Source organism: Gemmiger formicilis (genome assembly GCF_016900095.1).
Lineage (GTDB): Bacteria > Bacillota > Clostridia > Oscillospirales > Ruminococcaceae > Gemmiger > Gemmiger formicilis_A.
The window spans coordinates 1-22,568 of sequence record NZ_JACJJP010000017.1; the positions used below are offsets into that span (position 1 = coordinate 1).

Annotated in this window: 22 protein-coding genes; 5 read left to right on the forward strand and 17 right to left on the reverse strand. The window is 63.2% G+C overall.

The genetic code is table 11. The features are described 5' to 3' along the window. Window positions 1-181: 181 nt before the first annotated feature. A complete protein-coding gene (locus tag H6B15_RS09150) occupies window positions 182-1,057 on the reverse strand; it encodes a LysR family transcriptional regulator (RefSeq protein ID WP_204647682.1) in 876 nt (291 codons plus the stop codon). 160 nt (window positions 1,058-1,217) lie between these two features. Between H6B15_RS09150 and H6B15_RS09155 the strand changes: the two genes are divergently transcribed. Further along, window positions 1,218-2,246: a YeiH family protein gene (locus tag H6B15_RS09155; RefSeq protein ID WP_204647683.1), complete on the forward strand. Its 1,029-nt coding sequence runs from the start codon at window positions 1,218-1,220 to the stop codon at window positions 2,244-2,246. 81 nt (window positions 2,247-2,327) lie between these two features. Here H6B15_RS09155 and H6B15_RS09160 read toward each other — a convergent pair whose 3' ends face one another. The 4 genes from H6B15_RS09160 to H6B15_RS09175 all read right to left on the reverse strand — a co-directional run bounded on the left by H6B15_RS09160 (window position 2,328) and on the right by H6B15_RS09175 (window position 6,939). Then, window positions 2,328-3,323, reverse strand: coding sequence for a 2-hydroxyacid dehydrogenase (locus H6B15_RS09160; RefSeq protein WP_204647684.1), 996 nt, complete (start codon window positions 3,321-3,323; stop codon window positions 2,328-2,330). 108 nt (window positions 3,324-3,431) lie between these two features. Further along, window positions 3,432-4,577, reverse strand: a complete 1,146-nt coding sequence (locus tag H6B15_RS09165) for a metallophosphoesterase (protein WP_204647685.1) — start codon at window positions 4,575-4,577, stop codon at window positions 3,432-3,434. 120 nt (window positions 4,578-4,697) lie between these two features. After that, the gene (gltA, locus tag H6B15_RS09170; RefSeq protein ID WP_204647686.1) at window positions 4,698-6,095 is read right to left on the reverse strand and encodes an NADPH-dependent glutamate synthase; all 1,398 of its coding nucleotides are present in this window, start codon (window positions 6,093-6,095) and stop codon (window positions 4,698-4,700) included. A 1-nt stretch (window position 6,096) separates the two neighbouring features. After that, window positions 6,097-6,939 carry a sulfide/dihydroorotate dehydrogenase-like FAD/NAD-binding protein gene (locus H6B15_RS09175; protein WP_204647687.1) on the reverse strand — a complete coding sequence of 281 codons (843 nt, stop codon included), beginning with the start codon at window positions 6,937-6,939 and terminating at the stop codon, window positions 6,097-6,099. 384 nt (window positions 6,940-7,323) lie between these two features. On the opposite strand from H6B15_RS09175, the gene H6B15_RS09180 reads away from it, so the two are divergent. Continuing rightward, window positions 7,324-8,193: a transketolase gene (locus tag H6B15_RS09180; protein WP_204647688.1), complete on the forward strand. Its 870-nt coding sequence runs from the start codon at window positions 7,324-7,326 to the stop codon at window positions 8,191-8,193. After that, window positions 8,181-9,134, forward strand: coding sequence for a transketolase family protein (locus tag H6B15_RS09185; protein ID WP_204647689.1), 954 nt, complete (start codon window positions 8,181-8,183; stop codon window positions 9,132-9,134). Before H6B15_RS09180 ends, H6B15_RS09185 begins: the two co-directional genes overlap by 13 nt. 81 nt (window positions 9,135-9,215) lie before the next feature. On the opposite strand, the gene H6B15_RS09190 is transcribed toward H6B15_RS09185, so the two are convergent. From H6B15_RS09190 to H6B15_RS09235, 10 genes are read right to left on the reverse strand one after another with little or no spacing between them, the layout of a single operon-like run. Then, window positions 9,216-9,584, reverse strand: coding sequence for a nuclear transport factor 2 family protein (locus H6B15_RS09190; protein ID WP_204647690.1), 369 nt, complete (start codon window positions 9,582-9,584; stop codon window positions 9,216-9,218). 30 nt (window positions 9,585-9,614) lie between these two features. Beyond that, window positions 9,615-10,460 (reverse strand): family 6 glucosyltransferase, encoded by an 846-nt coding sequence (locus H6B15_RS09195; RefSeq protein WP_204647691.1) that lies wholly within the window; start codon window positions 10,458-10,460, stop codon window positions 9,615-9,617. Then, window positions 10,457-12,007, reverse strand: a complete 1,551-nt coding sequence (locus H6B15_RS09200) for a lipopolysaccharide biosynthesis protein (RefSeq protein WP_204647692.1) — start codon at window positions 12,005-12,007, stop codon at window positions 10,457-10,459. The genes H6B15_RS09195 and H6B15_RS09200 overlap by 4 nt, the downstream gene beginning before the upstream one ends. 12 nt (window positions 12,008-12,019) lie before the next feature. After that, a complete protein-coding gene (locus H6B15_RS09205) occupies window positions 12,020-13,048 on the reverse strand; it encodes a glycosyltransferase family 2 protein (RefSeq protein ID WP_204647693.1) in 1,029 nt (342 codons plus the stop codon). 12 nt (window positions 13,049-13,060) lie between these two features. Continuing rightward, window positions 13,061-13,999 carry an alpha-1,2-fucosyltransferase gene (locus H6B15_RS09210; RefSeq protein ID WP_204647694.1) on the reverse strand — a complete coding sequence of 313 codons (939 nt, stop codon included), beginning with the start codon at window positions 13,997-13,999 and terminating at the stop codon, window positions 13,061-13,063. Next, window positions 13,996-15,108, reverse strand: coding sequence for a glycosyltransferase (locus H6B15_RS09215; RefSeq protein WP_204647695.1), 1,113 nt, complete (start codon window positions 15,106-15,108; stop codon window positions 13,996-13,998). Before H6B15_RS09215 ends, H6B15_RS09210 begins: the two co-directional genes overlap by 4 nt. Window positions 15,109-15,130: 22 nt before the next feature. Next, window positions 15,131-16,039 carry a hypothetical protein gene (locus H6B15_RS09220; RefSeq protein WP_204647696.1) on the reverse strand — a complete coding sequence of 303 codons (909 nt, stop codon included), beginning with the start codon at window positions 16,037-16,039 and terminating at the stop codon, window positions 15,131-15,133. Beyond that, window positions 16,029-17,159, reverse strand: coding sequence for a glycosyltransferase family 4 protein (locus tag H6B15_RS09225; RefSeq protein ID WP_204647697.1), 1,131 nt, complete (start codon window positions 17,157-17,159; stop codon window positions 16,029-16,031). Before H6B15_RS09225 ends, H6B15_RS09220 begins: the two co-directional genes overlap by 11 nt. After that, window positions 17,153-18,118, reverse strand: coding sequence for a glucosamine inositolphosphorylceramide transferase family protein (locus H6B15_RS09230; RefSeq protein WP_204647698.1), 966 nt, complete (start codon window positions 18,116-18,118; stop codon window positions 17,153-17,155). Before H6B15_RS09230 ends, H6B15_RS09225 begins: the two co-directional genes overlap by 7 nt. An 11-nt stretch (window positions 18,119-18,129) precedes the next feature. After that, entirely contained in the window at window positions 18,130-19,335 is a 1,206-nt protein-coding gene (locus H6B15_RS09235) for a glycosyltransferase (RefSeq protein WP_204647699.1), read from the reverse strand. A 170-nt stretch (window positions 19,336-19,505) separates the two neighbouring features. Between H6B15_RS09235 and H6B15_RS09240 the strand changes: the two genes are divergently transcribed. Then, complete coding sequence (locus tag H6B15_RS09240; protein WP_204647700.1) at window positions 19,506-20,018, forward strand: GNAT family N-acetyltransferase; 513 nt, start codon at window positions 19,506-19,508, stop codon at window positions 20,016-20,018. A 73-nt stretch (window positions 20,019-20,091) separates the two neighbouring features. On the opposite strand, the gene H6B15_RS09245 is transcribed toward H6B15_RS09240, so the two are convergent. Continuing rightward, entirely contained in the window at window positions 20,092-21,090 is a 999-nt protein-coding gene (locus tag H6B15_RS09245; protein ID WP_204647701.1) for a GGGtGRT protein, read from the reverse strand. 20 nt (window positions 21,091-21,110) lie between these two features. After that, window positions 21,111-21,812 (reverse strand): iron-sulfur cluster assembly scaffold protein, encoded by a 702-nt coding sequence (locus H6B15_RS09250; protein ID WP_204647702.1) that lies wholly within the window; start codon window positions 21,810-21,812, stop codon window positions 21,111-21,113. Window positions 21,813-22,135: 323 nt separating this feature from the next. Here H6B15_RS09250 and H6B15_RS09255 point away from each other — a divergent pair, with 323 nt between their 5' ends. After that, entirely contained in the window at window positions 22,136-22,513 is a 378-nt protein-coding gene (locus H6B15_RS09255) for a desulfoferrodoxin family protein (RefSeq protein WP_204647703.1), read from the forward strand. Window positions 22,514-22,568 lie beyond the last annotated feature (55 nt).

Consider the following 22,568-nt stretch of genomic DNA (forward strand, 5'->3'; position numbering starts at 1 on the left):
CGGCGGGCCGTAACAAAGCCTTGCGCGGGCACCGCTCCACCGCATCATGCCCGGCGGAAACGGTTCGAGTCCTGTACCGCGCACCACATCAAAAGCCGGACGGTTGGTCCGGCTTTTTTGTTTTGCCTTGTCATCGCAAAATCCCGCCCGCCCCTGCCTGGGGACGGGCGGGATTTGTGGTTTACGGCTGCAATTTGGCGAAGACTTCCCGGTAATAGGGCGCAAAGACGCTGTTTTTCTGCCACAGGAAGGTGAAATCGTGGGCCAGGGTGAAGTCCGGCAGATCAATCTGCTGCAGACTGCCCGCGGCCAGCTCTTTGGCTACCACCGACCGGTAACAGAAGGTGATGCCGCAGTTTTCCAGCACCAGGGCCTTGATGGCGTTCAGGCTGCCCAGTTCCGCCAGGTGGGGGAAGTCCGCCAGGGACAGCCCCCGCTCCTGCAAAGCCCGCTGGAGCATCTCCCGGGTGCCGGAACCTTCCTCCCGCACCAGCAGGTGGGCGTCCAGCAGGTCCCGCAGCCGGTGGGTGCCGGCAGCCAGCGGGTGCTCCGGCGCGCAGACGGGGAGCATCTCCTCCCGGGTATAGACCAGCCCGTCGTAGTCCTGCCGGGGGTAGAAGCCTTCAATGACCGCAAAGTCGATCTCCCCCCGGTCCAGCATAGCCAGCAGGGCGTCGGTGTTGTTCACCACCATCCGCAGCCGCAGGTCCGGGTCGGTGCGCAGCAGCCGGGCCAGGGGACCGGGCATCAGGTATTCTCCGATGGTCAGGGTGGCCCCGAAATGCAGGGTGCGCCGCCCGGCCGCCGCCCGCAGCAACTCTTTCAGGTGCAGATCGTCGTGCCGGGCCGCCGAGGCGGTGCGCAGGAACAGGGTGCCCGCCTCGGTGAGGGAAAGCTGCTTGCCCTCGTATGTGAAGAACCGGGCGCCGTACTCCGCCTCCAGGGCGCGGATATGCTGGGACACCGCCGGCTGGGTGATGTGCAGCTGTTCGGCGGCCCGGGTGTAGTTCATGGTCTGGCACAGCGCCAGAAAGGTTTCCACTTTATGGTCCAGCATGGGGTTTTCCTCACCTTTCCATATATTTCCTTTATTTTAGGGAAAGTATAACACATTTTTATCTATAAATAAAGAATTATAATTTTACATAATACTGAAAACACCATATACTGGTCGACGGAGAAAATCAACCAACCGACTTACGGAGGAGAATCATACCATGGAAAACGTAAAGAAACTGCTGCCCGGCATCGGCGCCTGCCTGGTCATTGCGGTGCCGTCCTGGCTGCTGGGCAAGGCCTTCCCGGTCATCGGCGGCGCGGTGTTCGCCATCCTCATCGGCATGGTCATTGCCCTGTTCTACAAGAACAAGACCCTGACCCAGCCGGGCATCACCTACACGTCCAAGAAGATCTTGCAGTATGCGGTCATCCTGCTGGGCTTCGGGCTGAACCTGTCCGAGATTGCCCGGGTGGGCGCCCAGAGCCTGCCGGTCATCGTGTCCACCATTACCACCTCGCTGGTGGTGGCCTTCCTGCTGCAGAAGGTCCTGCGTCTGCCGGGCAACACCTCCACCCTCATCGGTGTGGGGTCCTCCATCTGCGGCGGTTCCGCCATTGCCGCCACCGCCCCGGTCATCCACGCCGATGACGACGAGATTGCCCAGTCCATCTCGGTCATCTTCCTGTTCAACGTGCTGGCGGCCCTGATCTTCCCCTGGCTGGGCGGCCAGCTGGGCCTGAGCAACGAGGGCTTTGCCCTGTTTGCGGGCACCGCCGTCAACGATACCTCCTCAGTCACCGCGGCGGCGGCTTCCTGGGATGGGCTGCATCCCGGCGCCAACGCCCTGGAAGGCGCCACCATCGTCAAGCTGACCCGCACCCTGGCCATCATCCCCATCACCCTGGTGCTGGCCATCCTCGGCGCCGCCAAGGCCCGCAAGAGCGGCGAAGCCCAGCAGGGCAGCTTCTCGCTGAAAAAGGTGTTTCCCTTCTTCATCCTCTTCTTCCTGCTGGCTTCGGTCATCACCACCGTCTGCGTGGCTTCCGGTGTGGATGCTTCCCTGTTCCAGCCCCTGAAGGAACTGTCCAAGTTCTTCATCGTCATGGCCATGGCGGCCATCGGCCTGAACACCGACCTGGTAAAGATGGTCCGCACCGGCGGCAAGGCCATCGTCATGGGCTTTGTGTGCTGGGTTGCCATCACCGGCGTGAGCCTGGGCATGCAGCATATCATCGGTCTGTGGTAAGCCGGTTTTATACGTAAATCAAAAACAGCCCCTTCCCCGTGGTTGTCACGGCGGAAGGGGCTGTCTGTTTGTATGGGCGGATTACTCGTGGACTTCGTTCACCAGTTTTTCGCCCCGCTCAAAGGCGCGGGCGTTTTCCATGGTGGTGATGGCGATGCTCTGCAGCGCCGTGCGGGTGAAGAAGGCCTGGTGGCTGGTGACCACCACGTTGGGGAAGCTGAGCAGCACGGGGACCACCTCGTTCTGCAGCACGTCGTCGGAGAAGTCCTCGAACACCTGGCCGTCCTCGTCCTCGTACACGTCCAGGCCCACACCCGCAAACTTGCGGGCGCGCAGGGCGTCGATGAGGGCGTTGGTGTCGATGAGGCCGCCCCGGCTGGTGTTGACCAGGATGGCATTGTCCCGCATCTTGGCGATGGTCTCGGCGTTGATCAGGTGATGGCTTTCGGCGGTGAGGGGGCAGTGCAGGCTGATGAGGTCGGCGGCGCGAAGCAGCTCGTCCAGCTCCACGTACCGCACAATGCCTTCCAGCTCGGGGTTGTGGTACTGGTCATAGGCCAGCACGGTCATGCCGTAGCCGTGGCAGATGCGGGCCATGGCCGCACCGATGCGCCCGGTGCCGATGATGCCGGCGCAGGAGCCGTAGAGGTTGTAGCCCAGCAGGCCGTCCAGGGCAAAGTTGTTGTTGCGCACCTTGATGTAGGCCTTGCAGATGCGCCGGTTGGCCGCCTGGGCCAGGGCCATGGCGTGTTCGGCCACCGCTTCGGGGCTGTAGCCGGGCACACGCAGCACCGTGATGCCCAGCCGCTTGGCGGCGGCCAGGTCCACGTTGTTGTAGCCCGCGCAGCGCATGAGCAGTAGACGGATGCCCGCCTCGTGCAGGGCTTCCAGCACGGGGGCGGAGCAGTCGCTGTTCACAAAGGCGCAGACCGCGTCCCCGCCCTTGGCCAGGGGGGCGGTGTCCACGTCCAGGTTGGCAGCCAGGAACCGGATGGAGCAGCCGTAGTCCGGGTCGGCTGCCAGCAGCTCAAAGTACAGGCGATCATAGTCGCGGGTACCGTAAAAAACAATCTTCATATATACTCTCCTATAAAATAGTTCCTTTTTCGTATCCGCTGTTAGTATACCCGGATTCCCGGATATATTCGGTTGCTTATGCAACGGATATGACAAAGTAAGAGAATATCACAATTCTTGCCGGATGTCCACACAGACGATCTCGGTGCGGCCGGCGGTGCGCAGCTTGTAGCCCCAGGTGCCGGTGCCGCCGCTGACCACGGCGGTACAGGTATCGGTGATGCGCTTGCGGCCGTAGTTGACCTCGTTGTACCGGAACAGCCGGGCCACCAGCCCCGCGGGCCAGATCTGCCCGCCGTGGGTGTGGCCGCTGAGAATCACATCCGCCCCGGCCGCGGCGGCATCCCGCAGTTCCCGGGGTTCGTGGTCCAGCCAGAGGGTGAACACCCCGTCCGGGCCGCCGGGCTGCAGTTCGGCGGGGGCCAGGCGCCTGCCCTTGGTATCCAGCCAGTCCTTGCGGCCCACCACCCGCACCGGTGCGGCGTCCCGGCCGGAAAAGGCCACCAGTTCCCCGCAGTCTTCCAGGATGGTGACCCCGGCGGCGGCAAATTGTTCTTCCAGCTCCTGCCGGGTGTAGCTGGGGGTGTGCCAGTAGTGGAAGAAATCGTGGTTGCCCGGCACGAACCACTTGCCCCCGGGCATCTGCCACCGGCCGAACAACTCGCAGAAGGCGTCGAAATCCTGGCGGGAGGTGTACTCGTCAAAGATGTCCCCGGTGAGCACCAGCAGATCCGGATGCAGCGCCGCCACCCGGTCATACAGTTCGGGGATGCGGTCCCGGTTCATGGCGCCGGTGCCGGGGTGCAGGTCGCTGAGCTGCACCACCCGCAGCCGCCCGCCGGGCAGCGGCTTTTGGGTGGTGAGGGTGTAGGTGGTGGTGCACAGCTTCACCGCCTTGCGCCAGCCCCACAGCAGCAGCACCGCCGTGACCTCCCAGGCCAGCAGTCCCCCCTGCCAGGCCAACCGCCAGACCTGCCACACCGGCCCGTCCGCCAGATGGGCCAGCAGGGTGATCAGGTCCCCCGCCGCGTACACCCCGCACAGCTGGGCCGCGGCGGCCAGCCCCACGCCCAGCGGGTCCCGGGCCACCCAGACCAGCACCGCCAGCAGCAGAAAGGGCAGCCCGAAGAAGAGCACCGGCATCCCGGTCAGCGGCCGCAGAAAGGGCAGGGCCAGAAAGTTCAGATACAGCACCAGCGCAATAAGCCCCTGCCCGATGCGGGGGATGACGAACTGGATGAAACGGTTGTACATGGCGGAGAAGTCCTTTCCTTGGCGGCGCAAACGCAAACAGGCCGCCCCGCCGTGCCCGGAACGGACGACGGCGCGGCGGCCTGCGGTTAGTATACGCCGGTTGGCGGCAGGTATGCGCGCTTACTGGTTTTTGGCCTTGATGGCGGCGTCGATGGCCTTGGCGGCCTCCTTGCCGGCGCCCATGGCCAGAATAACGGTGGCGGCGCCGGTGACGGCGTCACCGCCCGCGTAGACGAAGGGACGGCTGGTCAGCCCGTCGGGGCCGTTGGTGATGATGCAGCCGTGCTTGTCGGCGTCCAGGCCGGGGGTGGTGGACCGGATCAGGGGGTTGGGGCTGGTGCCCAGGGCCATGATCATGGTGTCCACGTCCAGCTCGAACTCGCTGCCTTCCTTGACGATGGGACGGCGACGGCCGGAAGCGTCCGGCTCACCCAGTTCCATTTCCACGCAGGTCATGCCCTTGACCCAGCCGTCCTCGTCGCCGAGAACCTCCACCGGGTTGGTCAGGGTCTTGAAGATGATGCCTTCCTCCTCGGCGTGCTCCACTTCCTCCTTACGGGCGGGCAGTTCGGCCATGCCGCGGCGGTAGACGATGTAGACGGTCTCGGCGCCCAGGCGTTTGGCGCAGCGGGCGGCGTCCATGGCCACGTTGCCGCCGCCCACGACGGCCACAGCCTTGGATTTCTTGATGGGGGTGTGGGAATCGGGCAGGTAGGCCTTCATCAGGTTCACGCGGGTCAGGTACTCGTTGGCGGAGTAGACGCCCTTCAGGCTTTCGCCCGGGATGCCCATGAACCGGGGCAGGCCGGCGCCGGACGCGATGTACACGGCCTCGAAGCCGTATTCGTTGAGCAGTTCGTCGATGGTCAGCACCTTGCCGATGACCATGTTGCACTCAATATCCACGCCCAGGTCCTTCAGGCCGTCCACTTCCTTCTGGACGATGTCCTTGGGCAGACGGAATTCGGGAATGCCGTACATCAGCACGCCGCCGGCCACATGCAGGGCCTCGTAGATGGTGACCTTGTAGCCCATCTTGGCCAGGTCGCCGGCTGCGGTCAGGCCGGAAGGACCGGCGCCGATGACCGCTACCTTATGGCCGTTGGGTTCGGGCTTGACGGCCGGGGTATGTACGTTTTCCCGGTGCCAGTCGGCCACAAAGCGTTCCAGACGGCCGATGCCCACCGGCTCGTTCTTGATGCCGCGGACACACTTGCCCTCGCACTGGTTTTCCTGGGGGCAGACACGGCCGCAGACCGCGGGCAGGGCGCTGGACCGGGCAATGACCTGGTAGGCGGCCTTGAAATCGCCCTTGGCCACCTCGGCGATGAAGCCGGGGATGTCAATGTCCACGGGGCAGCCGGAACGGCAGGGATGGTTCTTGCACTGCAGGCAGCGCTTGGCCTCGTTCACGGCCATTTCGGCGGTGTAGCCCAGAGCCACTTCCTTGAAGTTCTTGTTGCGGACGTTGGGGTCCTGGCTGGGCATGGGGCACTTTTTGGGATCCATGTTGGGCATTTTACTCGACCTCCTTCTTGAACAGGTTGCAGGCCTCTTCCCGGGCATGGGTCTCGAATTCCTTGTACATGGTGCCGCGGTGCATAGCCTCGTCAAAATCCACCTCAAAGCCGTCGAAGTCCGGCCCGTCCACGCAGGCGAACTTGGTCTGGCCGCCCACGGTCAGGCGGCAGCCGCCGCACATGCCGGTGCCGTCCACCATGATGGGGTTCATGGAGACGATGGTCTTGACATTGTGGGGTTTGGTGGTCTTGACCACAAACTTCATCATGATCAGGGGGCCGATGGTGATGACCTCGTCGAAGGTTTCGCCGCCGGAAAGCTTTTCTTCCAGGGGCACGGTGACCACGCCCTTGCGGCCGTAGGAACCGTCGTCGGTCATGATGATGAGCTCATCGCAGCAGGCGCGGAACTCATCTTCCAGAATGACCAGGTCCTTGTCACGGAAGCCCACGATGCCGGTGACCTTGGTGCCCTGGGCATGCAGGGCCTGGGCCACGGGCAGGGCGATGGCGCAGCCCACGCCGCCGCCCACCACGCAGACCTTCTTGAGGCCTTCGATCTCGGTGGCTTTGCCCAGCGGGCCCACAAAGTCGTGGACAAAACCGCCCTCAGGCAGGGTGTTGAGTTCCATGGTGCCGGCGCCCACCACCTGGAAGATGATGGTGACGGTGCCCGCCTGCCGGTCATACCCCGCAATGGTCAGCGGGATGCGCTCGCTGTCCGCCTTGGCGCGGATGATGATGAACTGCCCTGCCTTGGCCTTTTTGGCGATCAGCGGTGCCTCGATGACCAGCTCGGTCACCGTGGGGTTCAGTTCGCGTCTTTTCACGATTTTGAACACTGTTGTACCCTCGCTTTTCCTGCGGGCGGCGCGGCGCGTACCGGCCTGGCCCGGTAATGTTTGCCGGCTGTGGGGCAGTCGGCCTATTATAAGTTATTGTACGGCATTTTTTTCCGAAAGTAAAGCACAAAAACCGTGCCTTTGCCCCGGTGCAGAACAGGCAGGGGGCTTTTCCCGCGGCGGGTTTTGTGCTATAATTGAAAATTATCGTATCGGACCATGGTTTCCGGCGCTTGTTTTCGGCTTTTTTTGCGCATTTTTCACCCGCAAAGCCAAAAAAGGCATTGCGCCCAAAAACGGTTTGGTATAAGATAAAGGTGGAACAGATTCGGAAACCTTCCCCGGTAATACCGGGAGATCTTTCTGTTAAGAGGAGCGCGACTTATGTTAAAACAAGATATGTTGCAGCTGAAGATGACTGCAACCCGCGTGCGCATGGGCATCATTGAAGCAACCCATGCCGCCAAGAGCGGGCATCCCGGCGGCAGCCTTTCGGCCGCGGATGCGCTGACCTATCTGTACTTCAAGGAAATGCAGATCGACCCCGAAAACCCGCAGGCCCCCGACCGTGACCGGTTCGTGTTGTCCAAGGGCCATGCGGCACCGGGGTTGTATTCGGTGTTGGCGGAGCGGGGCTTCTTCCCGGTGGAAGACCTGCGCACCCTGCGCCATCTGGGCAGCTACCTGGAAGGTCATCCCAACATGAACACCGTGCCCGGCGTTGACATGAGCACCGGCAGCCTGGGGCAGGGCGTTTCGGCAGCCTGCGGCATGGCGTTGGCCGCGCGCACCCAGAAGAAGGACATCAACGTCTACACCATCATGGGCGACGGCGAGATCGAAGAGGGCGAATGCTGGGAGGCTTTCATGTTTGCTTCCCACTACAAGCTGGACAATCTGTGCATCATGATCGATGTGAACGGGCTGCAGATCGACGGCGCCACCAGCTCCATCATGAACAGCGAACCTCTGGACCAGAAGATGGACGCCTTCGGCTTCAACACCATCGTGTGCAATGGCAACTCCTTCAACGATCTGGAGCAGGCCTTTGTGCTGTTTGACCGGTCCCACGGCAGCGGCAAGCCCACCTGCATGCTGCTGCACACCACCAAGGGCATGGGCGTCAGCTTTATGGAGAATGCCGTTGCCTGGCACGGCAAAGGCCCCAACGATGAAGAATACCAGCGCGCCATGGCGGAGCTGCAGGCTGCCCATGATCAGCTGGAGAAGGAGTATGAACAATGGCTGAAGTAAAAAAGATCGCCACCCGTGACAGCTACGGCGCGGCACTGGTGGAACTGGCGGATGCCGGCCACGACGATCTGGTCGTATTTGACGCCGACCTTTCGGCTTCCACCAAGACGGCTGTCTTCGCCAAGGCATACCCGGCCCGCTTCTTCAACTGCGGCATTGCCGAGGGCAACATGATGGGCGTGGCCGCCGGCATGAGCACCTTCGGCTATGTGCCTTTTGTTTCCAGCTTTGCCATGTTTGCGGCCGGCCGCGCCTGGGAGCAGGTGCGCAACTCCATCGGCTACCCCCATCTGAACGTGAAGATCGCCGCCACCCACGGCGGTCTGTCGGTGGGTGAGGACGGCGCTTCCCACCAGTGCTGCGAGGACTTCGCCCTCATGCGGGTCATTCCCGGCATGACCGTGATCTGCCCCGCCGACGACGTGGAAGCCAAGGCCGCCGTGAAGGCCGCCTACTCCCACAACGGCCCGGTGTATCTGCGCCTGTCCCGTCTGGCCACCCCGGTGTTCCATGACCCCGAAAAGTATCATTTCGAGATCGGCAAGGGCGAAACCCTGACCGACGGCTTCGATATTGCGGTGATCTCCACCGGCCTGATGACCAGCGAGGCCCTGAAGGCCGCCCTGCAGCTGAAAAAGCAGGGCACCCTGAGCGTGCGGGTCATCAACATGCCCTGCATCAAGCCCCTGGACGAAGAGCTGGTTCTGCGCGCCGCCAGGGAGTGCAAGAAGATCGTCACGGTGGAAGAGCACAGCATCATCGGCGGCCTGGGCGAAGCGGTCTGCTCTCTGCTGGCCGAAAAGTGCCCCACCCCCGTACGCCGCATCGGCGTGAAGGACGCCTACGGCCACTCCGGTCCGGCCTGGGACGTGCTGCGTGAGTACGGCCTGACCGCCGAGGCCATCGCGGACGAAATCCAGGATTTCGCCAAAGAAGAGTAATCCAATAAAATATAACAGCCCGGATGTTTCGCAGGAAGCATCCGGGCTGTTTTTGTTTTGTCCAAAGGCGTACAGGGGAACTCAGTGAACAGGTGTTCCGATGTGTTTTTCCAGTCGCCACCGGGGAGCCGGACCATCGTCCGCCCAATATTCCTCCATAGAAGCGATCCGATCCCCCCTGATTTTTATAAAGGAAGTCACATGGCAGGACAGGCTTTGATCCCTGGCGCGCACGTTGGTCACCGTGATGATCAGGTCGCGAAGACGTTCCACCCGCTCCACCGTTCCTTCCCAGTCCCCCGGATATTCACAATTGGCAATCAGGAATTCATCAAGGGTAAACCGTTCATTGGTGCAATGCCAGGTCACCCGGGCATCCGGATGAAAATACTTTCTGATTTCCTGCGCGTTCTGGTCCAGTATTGCTTTCCAAAAGGCGTATATATCCATGCGGTATCTCCTATCCACGCATCGTACCGGTCATTGCCCGCTCTTCACTTTCTTGCCCAGCAAGGTATCCCGGGCACAGAGAAGATAGGGCAGATAGTTTTCGCAGGCGGCCTCCCACTTGCGGCGCACAAAGCTGCGCCGGGGGCCTTCGTTGTGTTTGATGGCTCCCACATTGATCCATTTGCTCTTCTGGCGCACCAGAAGATGGGGCGCAAAGGGCTGTTCCACGTCCTCCGGCATACAGTAGCCCGGGTCCAGCACCCGGAACCGCCGGGGCTGCTCCGCCACCAGGCGGTTGAGCTGGCTTTCGTCATGCCAGCGGGCAATGACCCCGTCGGCCAGATCGGCCTCGGTGCGGTCGTTGAGGGTGTGGCACAGCCAGAGGAACGCCTGGGCCGTGCCCCCGTTGAAGCCCCCCGCCACGTAGACCTGCCCGGCGTTGTAGGGCATGCAGGCCCGGCTGCGGGGGTTGCGGTCATAGGGCAGGAAGTACGGCTTTTTGTGCCAGTAACCCAGATGGCAGGCCACCACCAGGTCTTCCCCCTTTTCCGGGCGGGGCAGAACGTCCGCCGGGGTGATTTGGGCGGTGCACAGCAGGTTGGCGTTGGCAAAATACAGATAATCGCAGCTGCGCAGTTCCTCCTCCGCCTGCAGAAAGACCGCAAACCGCTTGAGGGTGCTGTAGGGCCAGTCGTAGGCTTTCTGGTAGATGCGGCGCACGGCGGGGTCGTCGTCATGGTCGATGCGCTCGGCGTCGGTGAAGACGTAGTAGGTTTTTTCCACGCCGGGAAGGAAGTTCTGTTGAAAACTTTGGAAAAAATCCGGCCAGAAGACGGTGTACGCCCCGGTGCAGATATACAGAATGCCGACTTTCATTGGTTTTCCCCCTTATGAAGACGTCCGGACAGTTTGCGGACCAGATCCAGACCGCGGCCCCGGAGATAGGCGGCGTCGCTGGTCCAGCCGTACAGAAGCAGATTGCACAGGTTGGGCACCACCGCCACAAGGCACACCTTGCCGATGAAGGCCAGAATGCCCTGGCCACACAGTTCGCACAGCCGGGCGGTCAGGAACATGATGGCGAACAGGGTGACCCAGTGCAGCAGCTGCAGGCCCAGATACCGCCAGCCGCAGCCCTTCATGTAATGGCGGCAGACCACCCGGGCCCGGCCGATCCACATGAGGCAGTGGGCAAAGACGGTGGCCCCCACCACGCCGGCCAGCCCGAAGGGGATGACCAGGGCGAAGCTGAGCAGCACGTTGCTGGCGGCAGAAGCCACCATGAACCACTGGTCCTCCTCAAAATGGCCCAGCACCGCCCGGTAGGAACCCAGCATGCGGTGGTTCCAGCCGATGTACTCGTTCATGCAGAACCAGAACACATAGGCCATGGGCAGCAGGTAGCTCTCCCCCATCCACAGCCGGATGAAGGGCTGGAACAGGCAGAAGTAGGCCACCGCCACAAAGCTGCCGAAACAATAGCTGAACAGATCCAGCCCCCAGAACACCGCTTTGGCGTGGCCGTCGGCCTCGGCGTCCCGGTCATAGACAATGCTGCCGATGGCGGCGGCGAAGGAGTCCAGAATCTTGTTGCAGATGTTGTTGACGCTGGTGGAGATGGTGGAATAGTTGCCGGTCTGGGTGACCAGCGCGGCGCCCCGCATGCTGGTGATGACGATGTTGTCCGAGGAACCGTAGATGGTGTTGGACAGCTTGTGCACCAGATAATACCGCAGATCGTGGAAGATGCCCAGATCCTTGAAATCGGACAGGGACACCTTCACATCGTACAGTTCGGGGAAGTCCTTGCGGTACCGCCGGGCCACCACCACGTTGGCCAGGGTGTTGAAGAGAATCTGGATGCCGAAATACAGGAAGTAGTTGGGAATCCACAGAGCAATGGCGATCTTGGCCAGGCTGGTGGCCACGTTGAAGCCCAGGTCGATCTTGGTACACACATAGCCCTGTTGGGTACAGGTGTACATGAGCCGCCGGGTGACAAGGAAGTAGCTGGACAAGGTGGACAGGGCGGTCATGGCGTAGATGCCGTAGACCATGAGCCAGTCCGGTTCCTGTTCCTGCACCACCAGCAAGGGCAGGAAAAAGGCGCAGATCACCGCCATCAGGGCGATGAAGGCGCCGATGGCCCGGTAGGCCCACTTGTACAGGGACATATACCGGCTGATGCGGTCGATGTCCTTGGCAGCGATCTGTTCATACAGCCGGTAGCTGATGACGCTGCCCACCCCGAATTCGGCGATGGAGAAGAAGTTGAAGATGTTGTTGATGGTGTCCGAATACCCGGGGACGAAGGCGTCGAAGTTGGTGACGAAAAGTTTGCGGGTGACAAGGCCCAGCAAAAGCAGCACCAGGCTTTGCCCCAGGGTATAGACCAGATTGATGAGGGTGCGTTTGGTTCGCAAGGCGGAATCTCCTTAGTGTTTCAGGTGTGCGGCCAGCCACAGTCCGGCCCGGGGGCCCAGCAGGGTGAGCATCCAGCGGAACAGCACCCAGTCGGTACGGCCGGAAGCCTGTTCCCCCTTGTTGTACAGATCCCGGCAGCGGGCGATGAGGGCGGCGCAGGCGCGGCGGGTGGCCTTGTCCTTCACGGCGGCGGCCCGGGCCTGGGGCCAGAACACGTTGGCCATCCGGCGCCAGACTTCCTGCTGTTCGGCGGCGCCGAAGCCCCCCGCATCCGGCCGGGCAAAGAGTTTGCGGAACCCCTTGCGGGCGGCCAGGATGCCCACAAAATGCTTGGGCAGATTGCTGTTCAGAAGACTGCCCGCCCGGTTGACCCGGTAGACGGTGAGGGGGAAATCCAGAAAATACAGCCGGATGCAGTGATGGAGCAGGAGCAGGTCGAAGGGGTAATCCTCCGCCCAGACCACCTTGGGCCAGAACCGCACCCCGGTGCTTTCCAGAAAAGACCGGCGGATGCAGAACCGCCACACCGACCAGTTGCCGCTGGTGTACAGTTTCTCCACCCGCTCGGCGTAGTCGGCGTCGGTGAAGGGGCCGGGGACGAAATCCGGCAAAGGCGGGGCGGTGGGTTCTGTTTTGGGCGCGGCGGCGTCCAGTTCCAGATACCGTCCCACGTACCAGTCATACCCGGGGGCGGCGTCCAGGGCCGCCCGCAGATTTTGCAGCATGCCGGCGGGCCACAGGTCGTCGCTGTCCAGAAAGAGAATCCACTCTCCCCTGGCGGCGTCCAGGCCGGTGTTGCGGGCGGCGGCCAGGCCGCCGTTTTCCCGGTGAAGGGCCACCACCCCGGGGCAGGTCTCGGCAAAGAAATCACACATTCTGCCGCTCTGGTCGGTGGAGCCGTCGTCCACCAGGATGCACTCCCAGTCGGGGGCGCCGGGCTGCTCCACCACGCTCTTCACGCAGGCGGACAGGTAATTTTCCACATTATACACCGGCACAATCACCGAAAACCGGATGGGTGTTTGTTCGTCGCGCCGCATGGCGTACCTCCCTTATCCTTGGCGGGTGGGCAGCAGGGTCCAGTCGGCGGCATACAGCGCGCTGCGCTTGCCATTGGCGTACCAGCGGTCGGGGGCAAAGACCCGACGGCCTTCCGGTTCGGCCAGATACTGTCCCCACCAGCTGAAGGTGGAATTGCTCAGGATAAAATGACGGCACCGGGCCATCAGGTCCAGGTCCCACACCGCGGGCCAGCTGCCCCGCACAAAGGTGGCGGGCAGGCCGGCGGTGTCCAGGTGCTGCTGCACATAGTCCGGTTCGTCGGAAAAGACAAAGAGTTCGGCTCCGGGCAGGGCTTTTCCCACCGCCCGGCAGGCATCGGCATAGTACCGGAGCCCGCAGACCTGCAGGGCTGCGTTTTCCGGCTTGCGGTAGTCCCCGCACCGCCAGTGCAGCGCCACCGGGCAGGGGGCCGCGGCGATCTGCGCCGCCACCGGGGCGGCCGCCGGGGGCAGATCCCCCTGGGGGCGCAGCTCGGTGCGGATGGTGTGGGCGGCATCGGCAAAATAGCCCTCCGACTGGAAGTACCCCCAGGCCAGAAAGTCCCGGCTGTGCCCCCGGTGGGCAGGCAAAAAGCCGTCGGAGGCAAAATGCAGCCCCAGGGCATTGAGGACCGGAGCCATCCGCCGTTCAAAGACGGTGTAATCCCGGTTCATCATGCCGCCGCGCTGTTCATATTTGATCATCAGGGCCTTGGCGGCGTTCTGCCGGGGCAGATGGGCCTTGGCGAACCCCGGTTCGGCCAGAATCCGCACGTCCGGGGCAATGTTCAGCGCCTGCAGAGCGCAGTGGGTGTGGGCGGGAGCGCCGTCCCGCCAGTCCTGCCGGTCCAGCAGAGTCACGGGCTCGGCACAGCGCAGCCCCAGGGCCCGGGCAAAGGCGTAGATGAACATCTGGTTGCCCAGCCCCCCGGCCAGTTCGGCGTAGATCATTTGCTTCCCACCCCCGCCAGCAATTCGTACAAAGCCTGCATGCGCAGGGCGGCTTCCTGCTGTTCGTAGCCCGCCGCTTCCAGCTCGGCCCAATGGTCGGCGTGGGGACCGCCCGGGGCGGCTTCGTCGGCGGCTTCCACCCACTGTTTCAGCGGCGCGGTCAGGGGCAGGAACCGCACCAGGTCGGTGACGGCGCCGTCGTCCGGCACGTTGGTGGAGGCCAGGCAGGGGGTGCCGCAGCCCTGGGCTTCCACCAGGGTGATGGGGCTGCCCTCAAAGTTGCTGGGCAGCAAAAACAGGTCGAAGGCGTTCATGAAGGCGGGAATGTCCTCCTGCACGCCGGTCTGGATGACCTTGTTTTCCAACCCCAGGCTGGCAATCTTGCGGTCGATGGCCTCCCGGTCCTCGCCGGTGCCCACCATCATCAGGCGCCAGCGGCAGTCGTCCCGGACCATGGCGGCAAACACATCCAGCAAAAACAGCAGGTTTTTCTGGTGGTTGTACCGCCCCACAAACCCGCACAGCCGGGCATCGGGGGGCAGGTGATAGGCCTTCCGCACCCGGTTGCGGGCCGCCTCGTCGGGATAAAACCGACTGCGGTCCACCGCGTTGCAGGCCACCGAAAAGTTGGTTCTGCGGTCGATATGGTCGCCGAAGACGAACCGACCCGCCGCCACCCCGCAGCCCAGAAACCAGTGGGCGGTGAGCTGGTACAGCCCGTGAGCCAACCGCCAGACAAAAGTCATGGGCGGGTAGACGATGTGACTGTGCACGATGAGCTTGGCCCCCGGGCAATACAGCCGGATGAGCACGCAGGCCAGGGCGTTGACCTTGCTGGCGGTGTGCAGATGCACGATATCATACCCTTTGTGGGTGCGCAGGAACTTGACCAGGGCGGGCAGACGCTTTTTGTCGTCGTCCGGGATGGAATACCAGTGCACGCCGTGGGCTTCCAGGGCGGGGCCGGTGCTCTGCTGGTTGGGCGGACAGGGTCCGGCCAGCAGGTCCACCCGGTAGGTTTCGGTGTCCATATGCAGAAGCAGATTCTGGATATACCGCTGAACCCCGCTCTGGATGCCCAGGTTGTTGCCGATCATCAGGATGCGCATGAAACTCTCCTTTGGGATGTGTTTACCAGTAACTGCCGCCCTCCACCTTTTCCTTGGCGGCGGGCTGCTCCCTGGTGCCGGGACGCACCCAGGCATCGTTGTACAGCTTGCCGATGACCGGGTGGTCGTCCCACCGCTTGCCCTTGATGCCGAACAGCAGCTGGGTGGCGCCGCTCATCTGCACCGCCACGTGGCCGGTTTCCCGGGCGTGGGCGGCCAGGGGCAGGCCGTAGGCCCCCGCCCCGATGATGGCCACCTCATAGTCGGCGGCGTCCATAGCCGCTTCCATGGCGGCCAGGGCGTCAAACCAGGAGGCATACCCGGTGTCCTGCCCGGCCAGGCCCTGCACCGCCTGCACCACCGTCAGGGAGGCGAATTCCGGCAAAATGTCGGTGCCGGGGAAAAGTTTGTCCCGCTTTTGGTACTGGGACAGGATGCTTTCTTTGAATGGATGGACCACCAGCACCTTTTTGCCCGCCAGGGCGGCGCTCCAGGGGTGCTCATGGTAGTAGGGTTCCAGGGCCCGCAGCTGGGTGAAACGGGTGCGGGTGCAGCCCCGGATGACCTGCCGTTCCGCCCCCACATCCCACAAAGCCAGCAGGTCGGCCTGTTGGGCACAGCGGATATACAGTTCACAGAACCGGCGCAGGGTGTCGTCGTCGGTGGGAAACACCCCCGACAGGTCCCGGATCTCCCGCCGGATGCGGTCGGAAAAAGTCCGGCCGCCGTCCCGGTAGTATTCGGCCACGGTGCGCATCTCGGTGGCGCCGCAGCGGCCGAACAGGAAGGGCCGGCCGGCACGCACCGCCTCCCCCGCCAGGCGGTTGCCTTCGGCGGCGGGCAGCACGGTCACGCCCCGGTATTTCCAGCCGAACCGGGCGGACTTGACCAGGTTGCGGGCCAGTTCCAGCAGCTTGCCGTCATTGTCCATCCCGGTACACCCCTTCCTGTTGCAGCATGGTCAGCACGGTGCGGGCGCTGTTGTCCCACAGGAACTGCGTCCGGATGCGCTGCCGGGCGGCTTCGCCCATGGCAGCGTTGCAGGCGGCGGCCTGCACCCCGGCGGCAAAGACGGCGGCGTCCCCGTCCAGCAGAAGGCCGCTGACGCCGTCCTCAATGATCTGGTCCGGGCCGGGGGCATGGCGGGCCACCGGCACACAGCCGGCATACATAGCTTCCAGCAGGCTCATGCCGAAGATTTCGTGGTCGTTGAAGTTGACAAACACGTCACAGGCGTGGTAATAGGCATGTACTTCGGTGTTGGGCAGGCTGGGGATATACCGCCAGCGGCCGTCCAGCCCGGCGGCCTGCATCTGGCCCTGCAGCTGCTCGGCCAGAGCGCCGCTGCCGATGACCACCGCCTGCCAGTTTTCGGGCAGGGCGGCCAGCAGCGGTACCAGGTCCAGGGGGCGCTTGTAGGTGTCCAGCCGCCCCACAAAAAGCAGAATCTGGGCGTCCGGGTCCAGCCCCAGTTTGGCCCGCAGTTCGGCCTTGGTGCCCTCCACCGTGGGGATGATGGCGGTGTCCAGCCCCACGGGCAGCACCCCGGCGCAGGGCACGCCGCAGTCTTCCAGGGTATGCTGCACCGCCAGGGTCTTGGCGTAGGTGGGGGTTTTGCGGTAGACGGCCAGGTTGCGGCGGCAGAGCAGGTTCATCACCGCCCGCACCGCCGGGTTGCGGGCATCGGAGCGCACCGCCCCCAGCTGGCTGTAAAAGAAGATGCCGTGCTCCCGGCAGAAGCGGTACAGCCCCGGCACGCCCAGGGAGTTATCCCCCATGACGTGGACGGCGTCCACCTGCTCGTCCAGCAGGGGCTGCCAGGTACTGTAGAAGGCATGGACCCGCCAGGCTTTGGCCGGGACATACAGGATCTTCACCCCGGGGGTGGGTTCCTCGGTTTCGATGGCGTCGGCGCCCACGGCCGGGTAGAGCACCACGGCCCGGCAGCCCCGACCGGCCAGAGCCCGGGCCAGGCCCACCTCCTGCCGGTTGTAGGCACCCTTTTTGCCCGAAGCCCCGCAGTACAGCTGGGGAATGGCGATGGTCAGCATGACTTGGGGTCCTCCTGTCTGGGAATGGGGGCAACCTTGGCCAGATACCGGGCGTCGATGACCTCGATGTCCTCGTCCCGGCAGTAGGTGTGGATGCCGATGACCGACGCCGGGTCCAGCCCGGCGATGGTCACGTTGGCGGGCATGGCGGCGCACAGGGGCGTTTCCTTCTCCTGGCGGCAGGACCAGAACTGCAGGTAGACGCCGTAGTCCACCTTGGTGCTGACCTGGGCCGGGCGCACCGTCTGCCCTGCCCACCGGAACAAGGGCCCGGCATTGCGGGCGCCCAAATCGTAGGTGCGGTGTTCCAGCCCGAAGGTCTCGTCCTCCTCCAGGGCAAACCCGCCTTCCGCCTGCTCGTCCACCCGCAGGTCATACCGGCGGTACCGGGTGTACAGACCGTTTTCCGCCTTGACCTGGCTGCACAGCAAAGACAGCCCACCCGGGCGGATGTCCAGCAGAATGGTGTCGGCCAGCTCCTGGTCCCCGGTGGAAAAGCTGTGGGCCAGCTCCCACTGGTCGGGGAACTGCTTGCAGCGGTAGAGGTTCAGGCTGTGGTTGGTGCCGGTCTCGGGAATCATCCAGATGCCCCCGTTCCATTCGAAGACGGTGGGAAAGGACAGGTGAAAGCTCTCGGTGAGCACCGTTTTGGGCGTTCCGGGATGGCGGGGGTCGGTGAGGTCGATGACCGCAATGTCCCCCTTGCCGGCGGCCATGTCAAAGGCTTCGCAGAACAGCCAGCGCTTGCCCTCGTGGTGGAACAGCAGCGGGTCGGCATACCAGGTGCCGGGCTGTTCGGGCAGGCGGATGTAGTCCCCCTCCCCCAAGGCGGGCAGAGGATCGCACCCCGGGGCGGTGGGCACCGGGCGCAGGGCGATGGTGTAGATTTCCTTCCATCCGGCCAGCTTTTTGGCCAGGCGCGCCGGGGGCATGTGCAGGGCGCGGTACAGTTGGTTCATGGGGTGTCTCCTTATTGCGGCGCGGGGGTCCCGGTGAGGACGGCCCGGTAAATTTCCATCAGACGGCGGTAGTTTTCTTCCGGCGCAAAGGCGGCCAGGGCCCCGGCGCGCATGGCGTCGGGGTCGGCTTTGTCCCACAGGCCGGGCAGGGCCTGCACGGCGGCGGCCAGGGCGTCCGGGTCCCCGGGGGTGAAGCGCAGACCGTCCACCCCGGGGCGGACCATGGCCCCCACGTTGCCCAGATCACTGGCCAGCACCGGGGTGCCCATAAGATGGGCCTCCGCCGGGACCAGGGCAAAGCTCTCATAGCACAGGCTGGGAGCCAGCACCCCCAGGCTTTGGCCGAACAGGGCGTGCAGCTCCGCCCGGGGCAGGCGGCCCAGCAGCCGCACCCGGGGCACGGCCTGCTCTGCGGCCCAGTCGGCCAGGGGGCCATCCCCCACCACCAGCAGTTCGGGGGTGTCGGGGCTGTGGGGCATCCGCTTCCAGCCTTCCAGGGCGGTACGCAGGCCTTTCAGTTCCTCCAGCCGCCCCGCAAAGACGATCTGGTTTTTCCGACGGGACCGGGGCAGCACGGGGGGCAGCGGATCGTCCGGAGCCAGGGCGTTGGGCTTGACGCAGAGCCGGGCCGGATCGAACACCCGGTGCAGGGTGTTGAATTCCAGCAATTTTTGCTTGTCAAAGTCGGTGAGGGTGATGAGATTCACCCACCGGTAGGTGCCCAGCAGACGGTGAAAGGCATACACAAAGGCGCAGACGGCGCTCTGGGCCAGGCTGTCCCGGTAGCAACGGTACCGCACCGCCTGCCACAGTCCGCCCTTGCGGCGGGGGCAGTCCTCACAGACCCGGCCATCCCGCAGCAACACCCCGTTGGGGCAGAAGATCCGGAAATTGTGCAGCGTCTGCACCACCGGCACCCCCAGCGACCGGGCCGCCCAGAACACCGACGGGCTGACGGTGAGCAGGGTGTTGTGTACATGCACGATATCGATGTGGTGCCGACGGATGAGGGCCCGCACCTCCCGCCAGGTTTTCCAGCTGAACACCGCTTCCAGGCCCATGGCCAGGGCCCCGCCCTCGTTGGTGCGCTCATAGGTGAACACCTGATGGCCGTGGCGTTCCAGCATGGCCTTCTCGTCCGCAAAGACGGCGTCCTCGCCCCCGGCCAGGCGGTAATGGCAGTGGACCAGCAGGATATTGTATCTGTTTTTTTCCACCGTCAACCCTCCAACCCGTATATTTCGGCATTTTACCTATTATACCCCGTGCGGCCATAAAAAGAAAGAGACAGGGCGGATTTTGCCCCCTGAACTTGACGGATCCGACACCCCGGCGTACAATACCCTCATCATCGAATCCCAAGCAGGAGAACAGAAAGGAGCCGCCCATGGAACTGCAACTGATCCGGATGGAGGAATGCTATCGCCCCCTGGCGGAAGAACTGATGGCCGAGTGGACCGCCGCCGGGGAGAAGATCATCCCTTATGCCATCCGCAAAACCGATTACCGGGACTTTTCTGCCTGGCTGGACAGCCTGGAGGTGCACGAGCCCTGCCCGGAAGGACTGGTACCGGATTCCACCTATTTCTGTCTGGACGCAGAGCGGAACAAGCTGGTGGGGGCGGTGAACATCCGCCACCGGCTGAACGAAAGGCTGCTGCTGGATGGCGGGCACATCGGGGACGGGGTGCGGCCGTCGGAGCGGGGCAAGGGCATCGGTACCCGGATGGTGGGGCTGGCGCTGGAAAAGTGCCGGGACCTGGGCCTGGACCGGGTTCTGATGGTCTGCGACAAGGAGAATGTCGCTTCGGCCAGAACCATCCTGCGCAACGGCGGCGTGTTGGAAAACGAAGTGGTGGTGGACGGCGTGGCGGAACAGCGCTACTGGATCCAGCTGTAAGATAAATGCAAAAAGCCCCGCCTGCCTTTTGGGCAGACGGGGCATTTTTTGTTATGTCAGAGCGACGGAAAGATTATTCCGCAACCTGAGAAGCCGCAACAGCGCAGGCGACGGTCATGCCGACCATCGGGTTGTTGCCAGCGCCGATCAGGCCCATCATCTCCACGTGAGCGGGCACGCTGGAGGAGCCGGCGAACTGAGCGTCACCGTGCATACGGCCCATGGAGTCGGTCAGGCCGTAGGAAGCCGGGCCGGCAGCCACGTTGTCGGGATGCAGGGTACGGCCCGTACCGCCGCCGGAAGCGACGGAGAAGTACTTCTTGCCGTTCTCGATGGCCCACTTCTTGTAGGTGCCGGCCACCAGGTGCTGGAAGCGGGTGGGGTTGGTGGAGTTGCCGGTGATGGAAACTTCCACGCCTTCCATCTTCATGATGGCAACGCCTTCCAGAACGTCGTTGGCGCCGTAGCACTTGACAGCGGCGCGCTCGCCCTCGGAGTAGGGGATGGTCTCGACAACCTTGACCTCGCCAGTCTTGAAGTCGAAATCGGTCTTGACGTAGGTGAAGCCGTTGATGCGGCTGATGATCATGGCAGCGTCCTTGCCCAGGCCGTTCAGGATAACCCGCAGGGGCTCCTTGCGGACCTTGTTGGCGGTACGGGCAATGCCGATGGCGCCTTCGGCGGCGGCGAAGGATTCGTGGCCGGCCAGGAAGCAGAAGCAATGGGTGTCTTCATGCAGCAGCATGGCGCCCAGGTTGCCGTGGCCCAGGCCAACATGGCGCTGTTCGGCAACGGAACCGGGGATGGTGAAGGCTTCCAGGCCTTCGCCGATGGCGGCGGCGCAGTCGGCAGCGTTCTTCAGGCCGCGCTTGACAGCGATGGCGGTGCCCAGGGTGTAAGCCCAGACAGCGTTATCGAAGCAGATGGGCTGCACGCCGCGGATGATCTTGTCGCAGTCGATGCCTTTGGAAAGGAGCAGCTCGTTGCAGGCGTCCAGGGATTCGAGGCCGTTGGCTTTCAGGCACTCGTTGATTTTGGGCATGCGGCGCTCCTGAGATTCAAAAGTAGCCATATAGATGATACCTCCCTGTCTTATTCTTCGCGCGGGTCGATGTACTTCACAGCGCCCTGCTCAGCGGAGAAGCGGCCATAGGTGCCGATGTTCTTCTCATACGCGGTCTTCGGGTCAACGCCGTGGCGGATGTCTTCCATCATCTTGCCCAGACGCACGAACTGATAGCCGATGACCTGGTTGTCCTTGTCCAGAGCGGTCTTCAGGATGTAGCCTTCGGTCAGTTCCAGGTAACGGACGCCCTTGGCCTTGGTGGAGAAGATGGTGCCGGTCATGCTGCGCAGACCCTTGCCCAGGTCATCCAGGCCGGCGCCGATGGGCAGGCCGTCTTCAGAGAAGGCAGTCTGGCTGCGGCCGTAGACGATCTGCAGGAACAGTTCGCGCATGGCCACGTTGATGGCGTCGCACACCAGGTCGGTGTTCAGAGCTTCCAGAATGGTCTTGCCGGGCAGAATTTCGCCGGCCATAGCGGCGGAATGGGTCATGCCGGAGCAGCCGATGGTCTCGACCAGGGCTTCTTCGATGATGCCCTTCTTGATGTTCAGGCTCAGCTTGCAGGTGCCCTGCTGGGGGGCGCACCAGCCCACGCCGTGGGTGTAACCGCTGATGTCCTCAATCTTATAGGCCTTTACCCACTCGCCCTCTTCCGGAATGGGCGCGGGGCCGTGCTTCGGGCCTTTGGCGATGGGGCACATGTGTTCGACTTGTGCAGAGTAGGTCATAATTTTCTCTCCTTTGCCTGTATTGTGCGCATGCCGAAGGCCAGCGCACGCCTTGTGAATTCATTCACAGCCAATTTTATTATACGTCCCTGCCGGGCAATTTTCAAGGTGTCTCGACGGAACTTTTACGGTTTTTGACGATTTGTTCGCCTGCACGGAAAAAGTTTTTCGTTTTGTTGTCACGGCAACATTACAAACGCCCCGCCATCGTGTATACTAAAGGCACAGGCAAAGGCCATGCGCCTCCTGTGCTGATTCTGAACCAACGGCGGCAAGGCTGTGCCGCCCGTTTCACCCCCAACAACAAAACGGAGGTTATACTTATGATCAAGATTTATCGCTGTGCCCATTGCGGCAACATCATCACCATGCTCCACGACTCCAACGTTCCCGTGTTCTGCTGCGGCCAGAAGATGGACCTGCTGGTTCCCGGCAGCGTAGACGCCGCCCAGGAAAAGCATGTTCCCGTGGCCACCGTCAATGGCAGTACCGTGGACGTGAAGGTTGGTTCCGTGACCCATCCCATGACCGCCGAACACTGGATCGAGTGGATCCTGCTGGAGACCGACAAGGGCTTCGCCGTGAAGCACCTGACCCCCGATGCTGCTCCCGCCGCCACCTTCGCTCTGGCCGAAGGCGAGACCGCCAAGACCGTTTACGCCTACTGCAATCTGCACGGCCTGTGGAAGACCGACCTGTAAGGCGGGTCCTGTTTTCATCCAAACTTTCCCTTTTTTACTCTCCATACACCAAAAG

Excerpts from the sequence above, each read along its gene's own strand:
- H6B15_RS09150 (WP_204647682.1), bottom strand. The coding sequence starts at position 1,057 with ATGCTGGACCATAAAGTGGAAACCTTTCTGGCGCTGTGCCAGACCATG.
- H6B15_RS09155 (WP_204647683.1), top strand. The coding sequence starts at position 1,218 with ATGGAAAACGTAAAGAAACTGCTGCCCGGCATCGGCGCCTGCCTGGTC.
- H6B15_RS09160 (WP_204647684.1), bottom strand. The coding sequence starts at position 3,323 with ATGAAGATTGTTTTTTACGGTACCCGCGACTATGATCGCCTGTACTTT.
- H6B15_RS09165 (WP_204647685.1), bottom strand. The coding sequence starts at position 4,577 with ATGTACAACCGTTTCATCCAGTTCGTCATCCCCCGCATCGGGCAGGGG.
- gltA (WP_204647686.1), bottom strand. The coding sequence starts at position 6,095 with ATGCCCAACATGGATCCCAAAAAGTGCCCCATGCCCAGCCAGGACCCC.
- H6B15_RS09180 (WP_204647688.1), top strand. The coding sequence starts at position 7,324 with ATGTTAAAACAAGATATGTTGCAGCTGAAGATGACTGCAACCCGCGTG.
- H6B15_RS09185 (WP_204647689.1), top strand. The coding sequence starts at position 8,181 with ATGGCTGAAGTAAAAAAGATCGCCACCCGTGACAGCTACGGCGCGGCA.
- H6B15_RS09190 (WP_204647690.1), bottom strand. The coding sequence starts at position 9,584 with ATGGATATATACGCCTTTTGGAAAGCAATACTGGACCAGAACGCGCAG.
- H6B15_RS09195 (WP_204647691.1), bottom strand. The coding sequence starts at position 10,460 with ATGAAAGTCGGCATTCTGTATATCTGCACCGGGGCGTACACCGTCTTC.
- H6B15_RS09205 (WP_204647693.1), bottom strand. The coding sequence starts at position 13,048 with ATGCGGCGCGACGAACAAACACCCATCCGGTTTTCGGTGATTGTGCCG.
- H6B15_RS09210 (WP_204647694.1), bottom strand. The coding sequence starts at position 13,999 with ATGATCTACGCCGAACTGGCCGGGGGGCTGGGCAACCAGATGTTCATC.
- H6B15_RS09215 (WP_204647695.1), bottom strand. The coding sequence starts at position 15,108 with ATGCGCATCCTGATGATCGGCAACAACCTGGGCATCCAGAGCGGGGTT.
- H6B15_RS09220 (WP_204647696.1), bottom strand. The coding sequence starts at position 16,039 with ATGGACAATGACGGCAAGCTGCTGGAACTGGCCCGCAACCTGGTCAAG.
- H6B15_RS09225 (WP_204647697.1), bottom strand. The coding sequence starts at position 17,159 with ATGCTGACCATCGCCATTCCCCAGCTGTACTGCGGGGCTTCGGGCAAA.
- H6B15_RS09230 (WP_204647698.1), bottom strand. The coding sequence starts at position 18,118 with ATGAACCAACTGTACCGCGCCCTGCACATGCCCCCGGCGCGCCTGGCC.
- H6B15_RS09240 (WP_204647700.1), top strand. The coding sequence starts at position 19,506 with ATGGAACTGCAACTGATCCGGATGGAGGAATGCTATCGCCCCCTGGCG.
- H6B15_RS09245 (WP_204647701.1), bottom strand. The coding sequence starts at position 21,090 with ATGGCTACTTTTGAATCTCAGGAGCGCCGCATGCCCAAAATCAACGAG.
- H6B15_RS09250 (WP_204647702.1), bottom strand. The coding sequence starts at position 21,812 with ATGACCTACTCTGCACAAGTCGAACACATGTGCCCCATCGCCAAAGGC.
- H6B15_RS09255 (WP_204647703.1), top strand. The coding sequence starts at position 22,136 with ATGATCAAGATTTATCGCTGTGCCCATTGCGGCAACATCATCACCATG.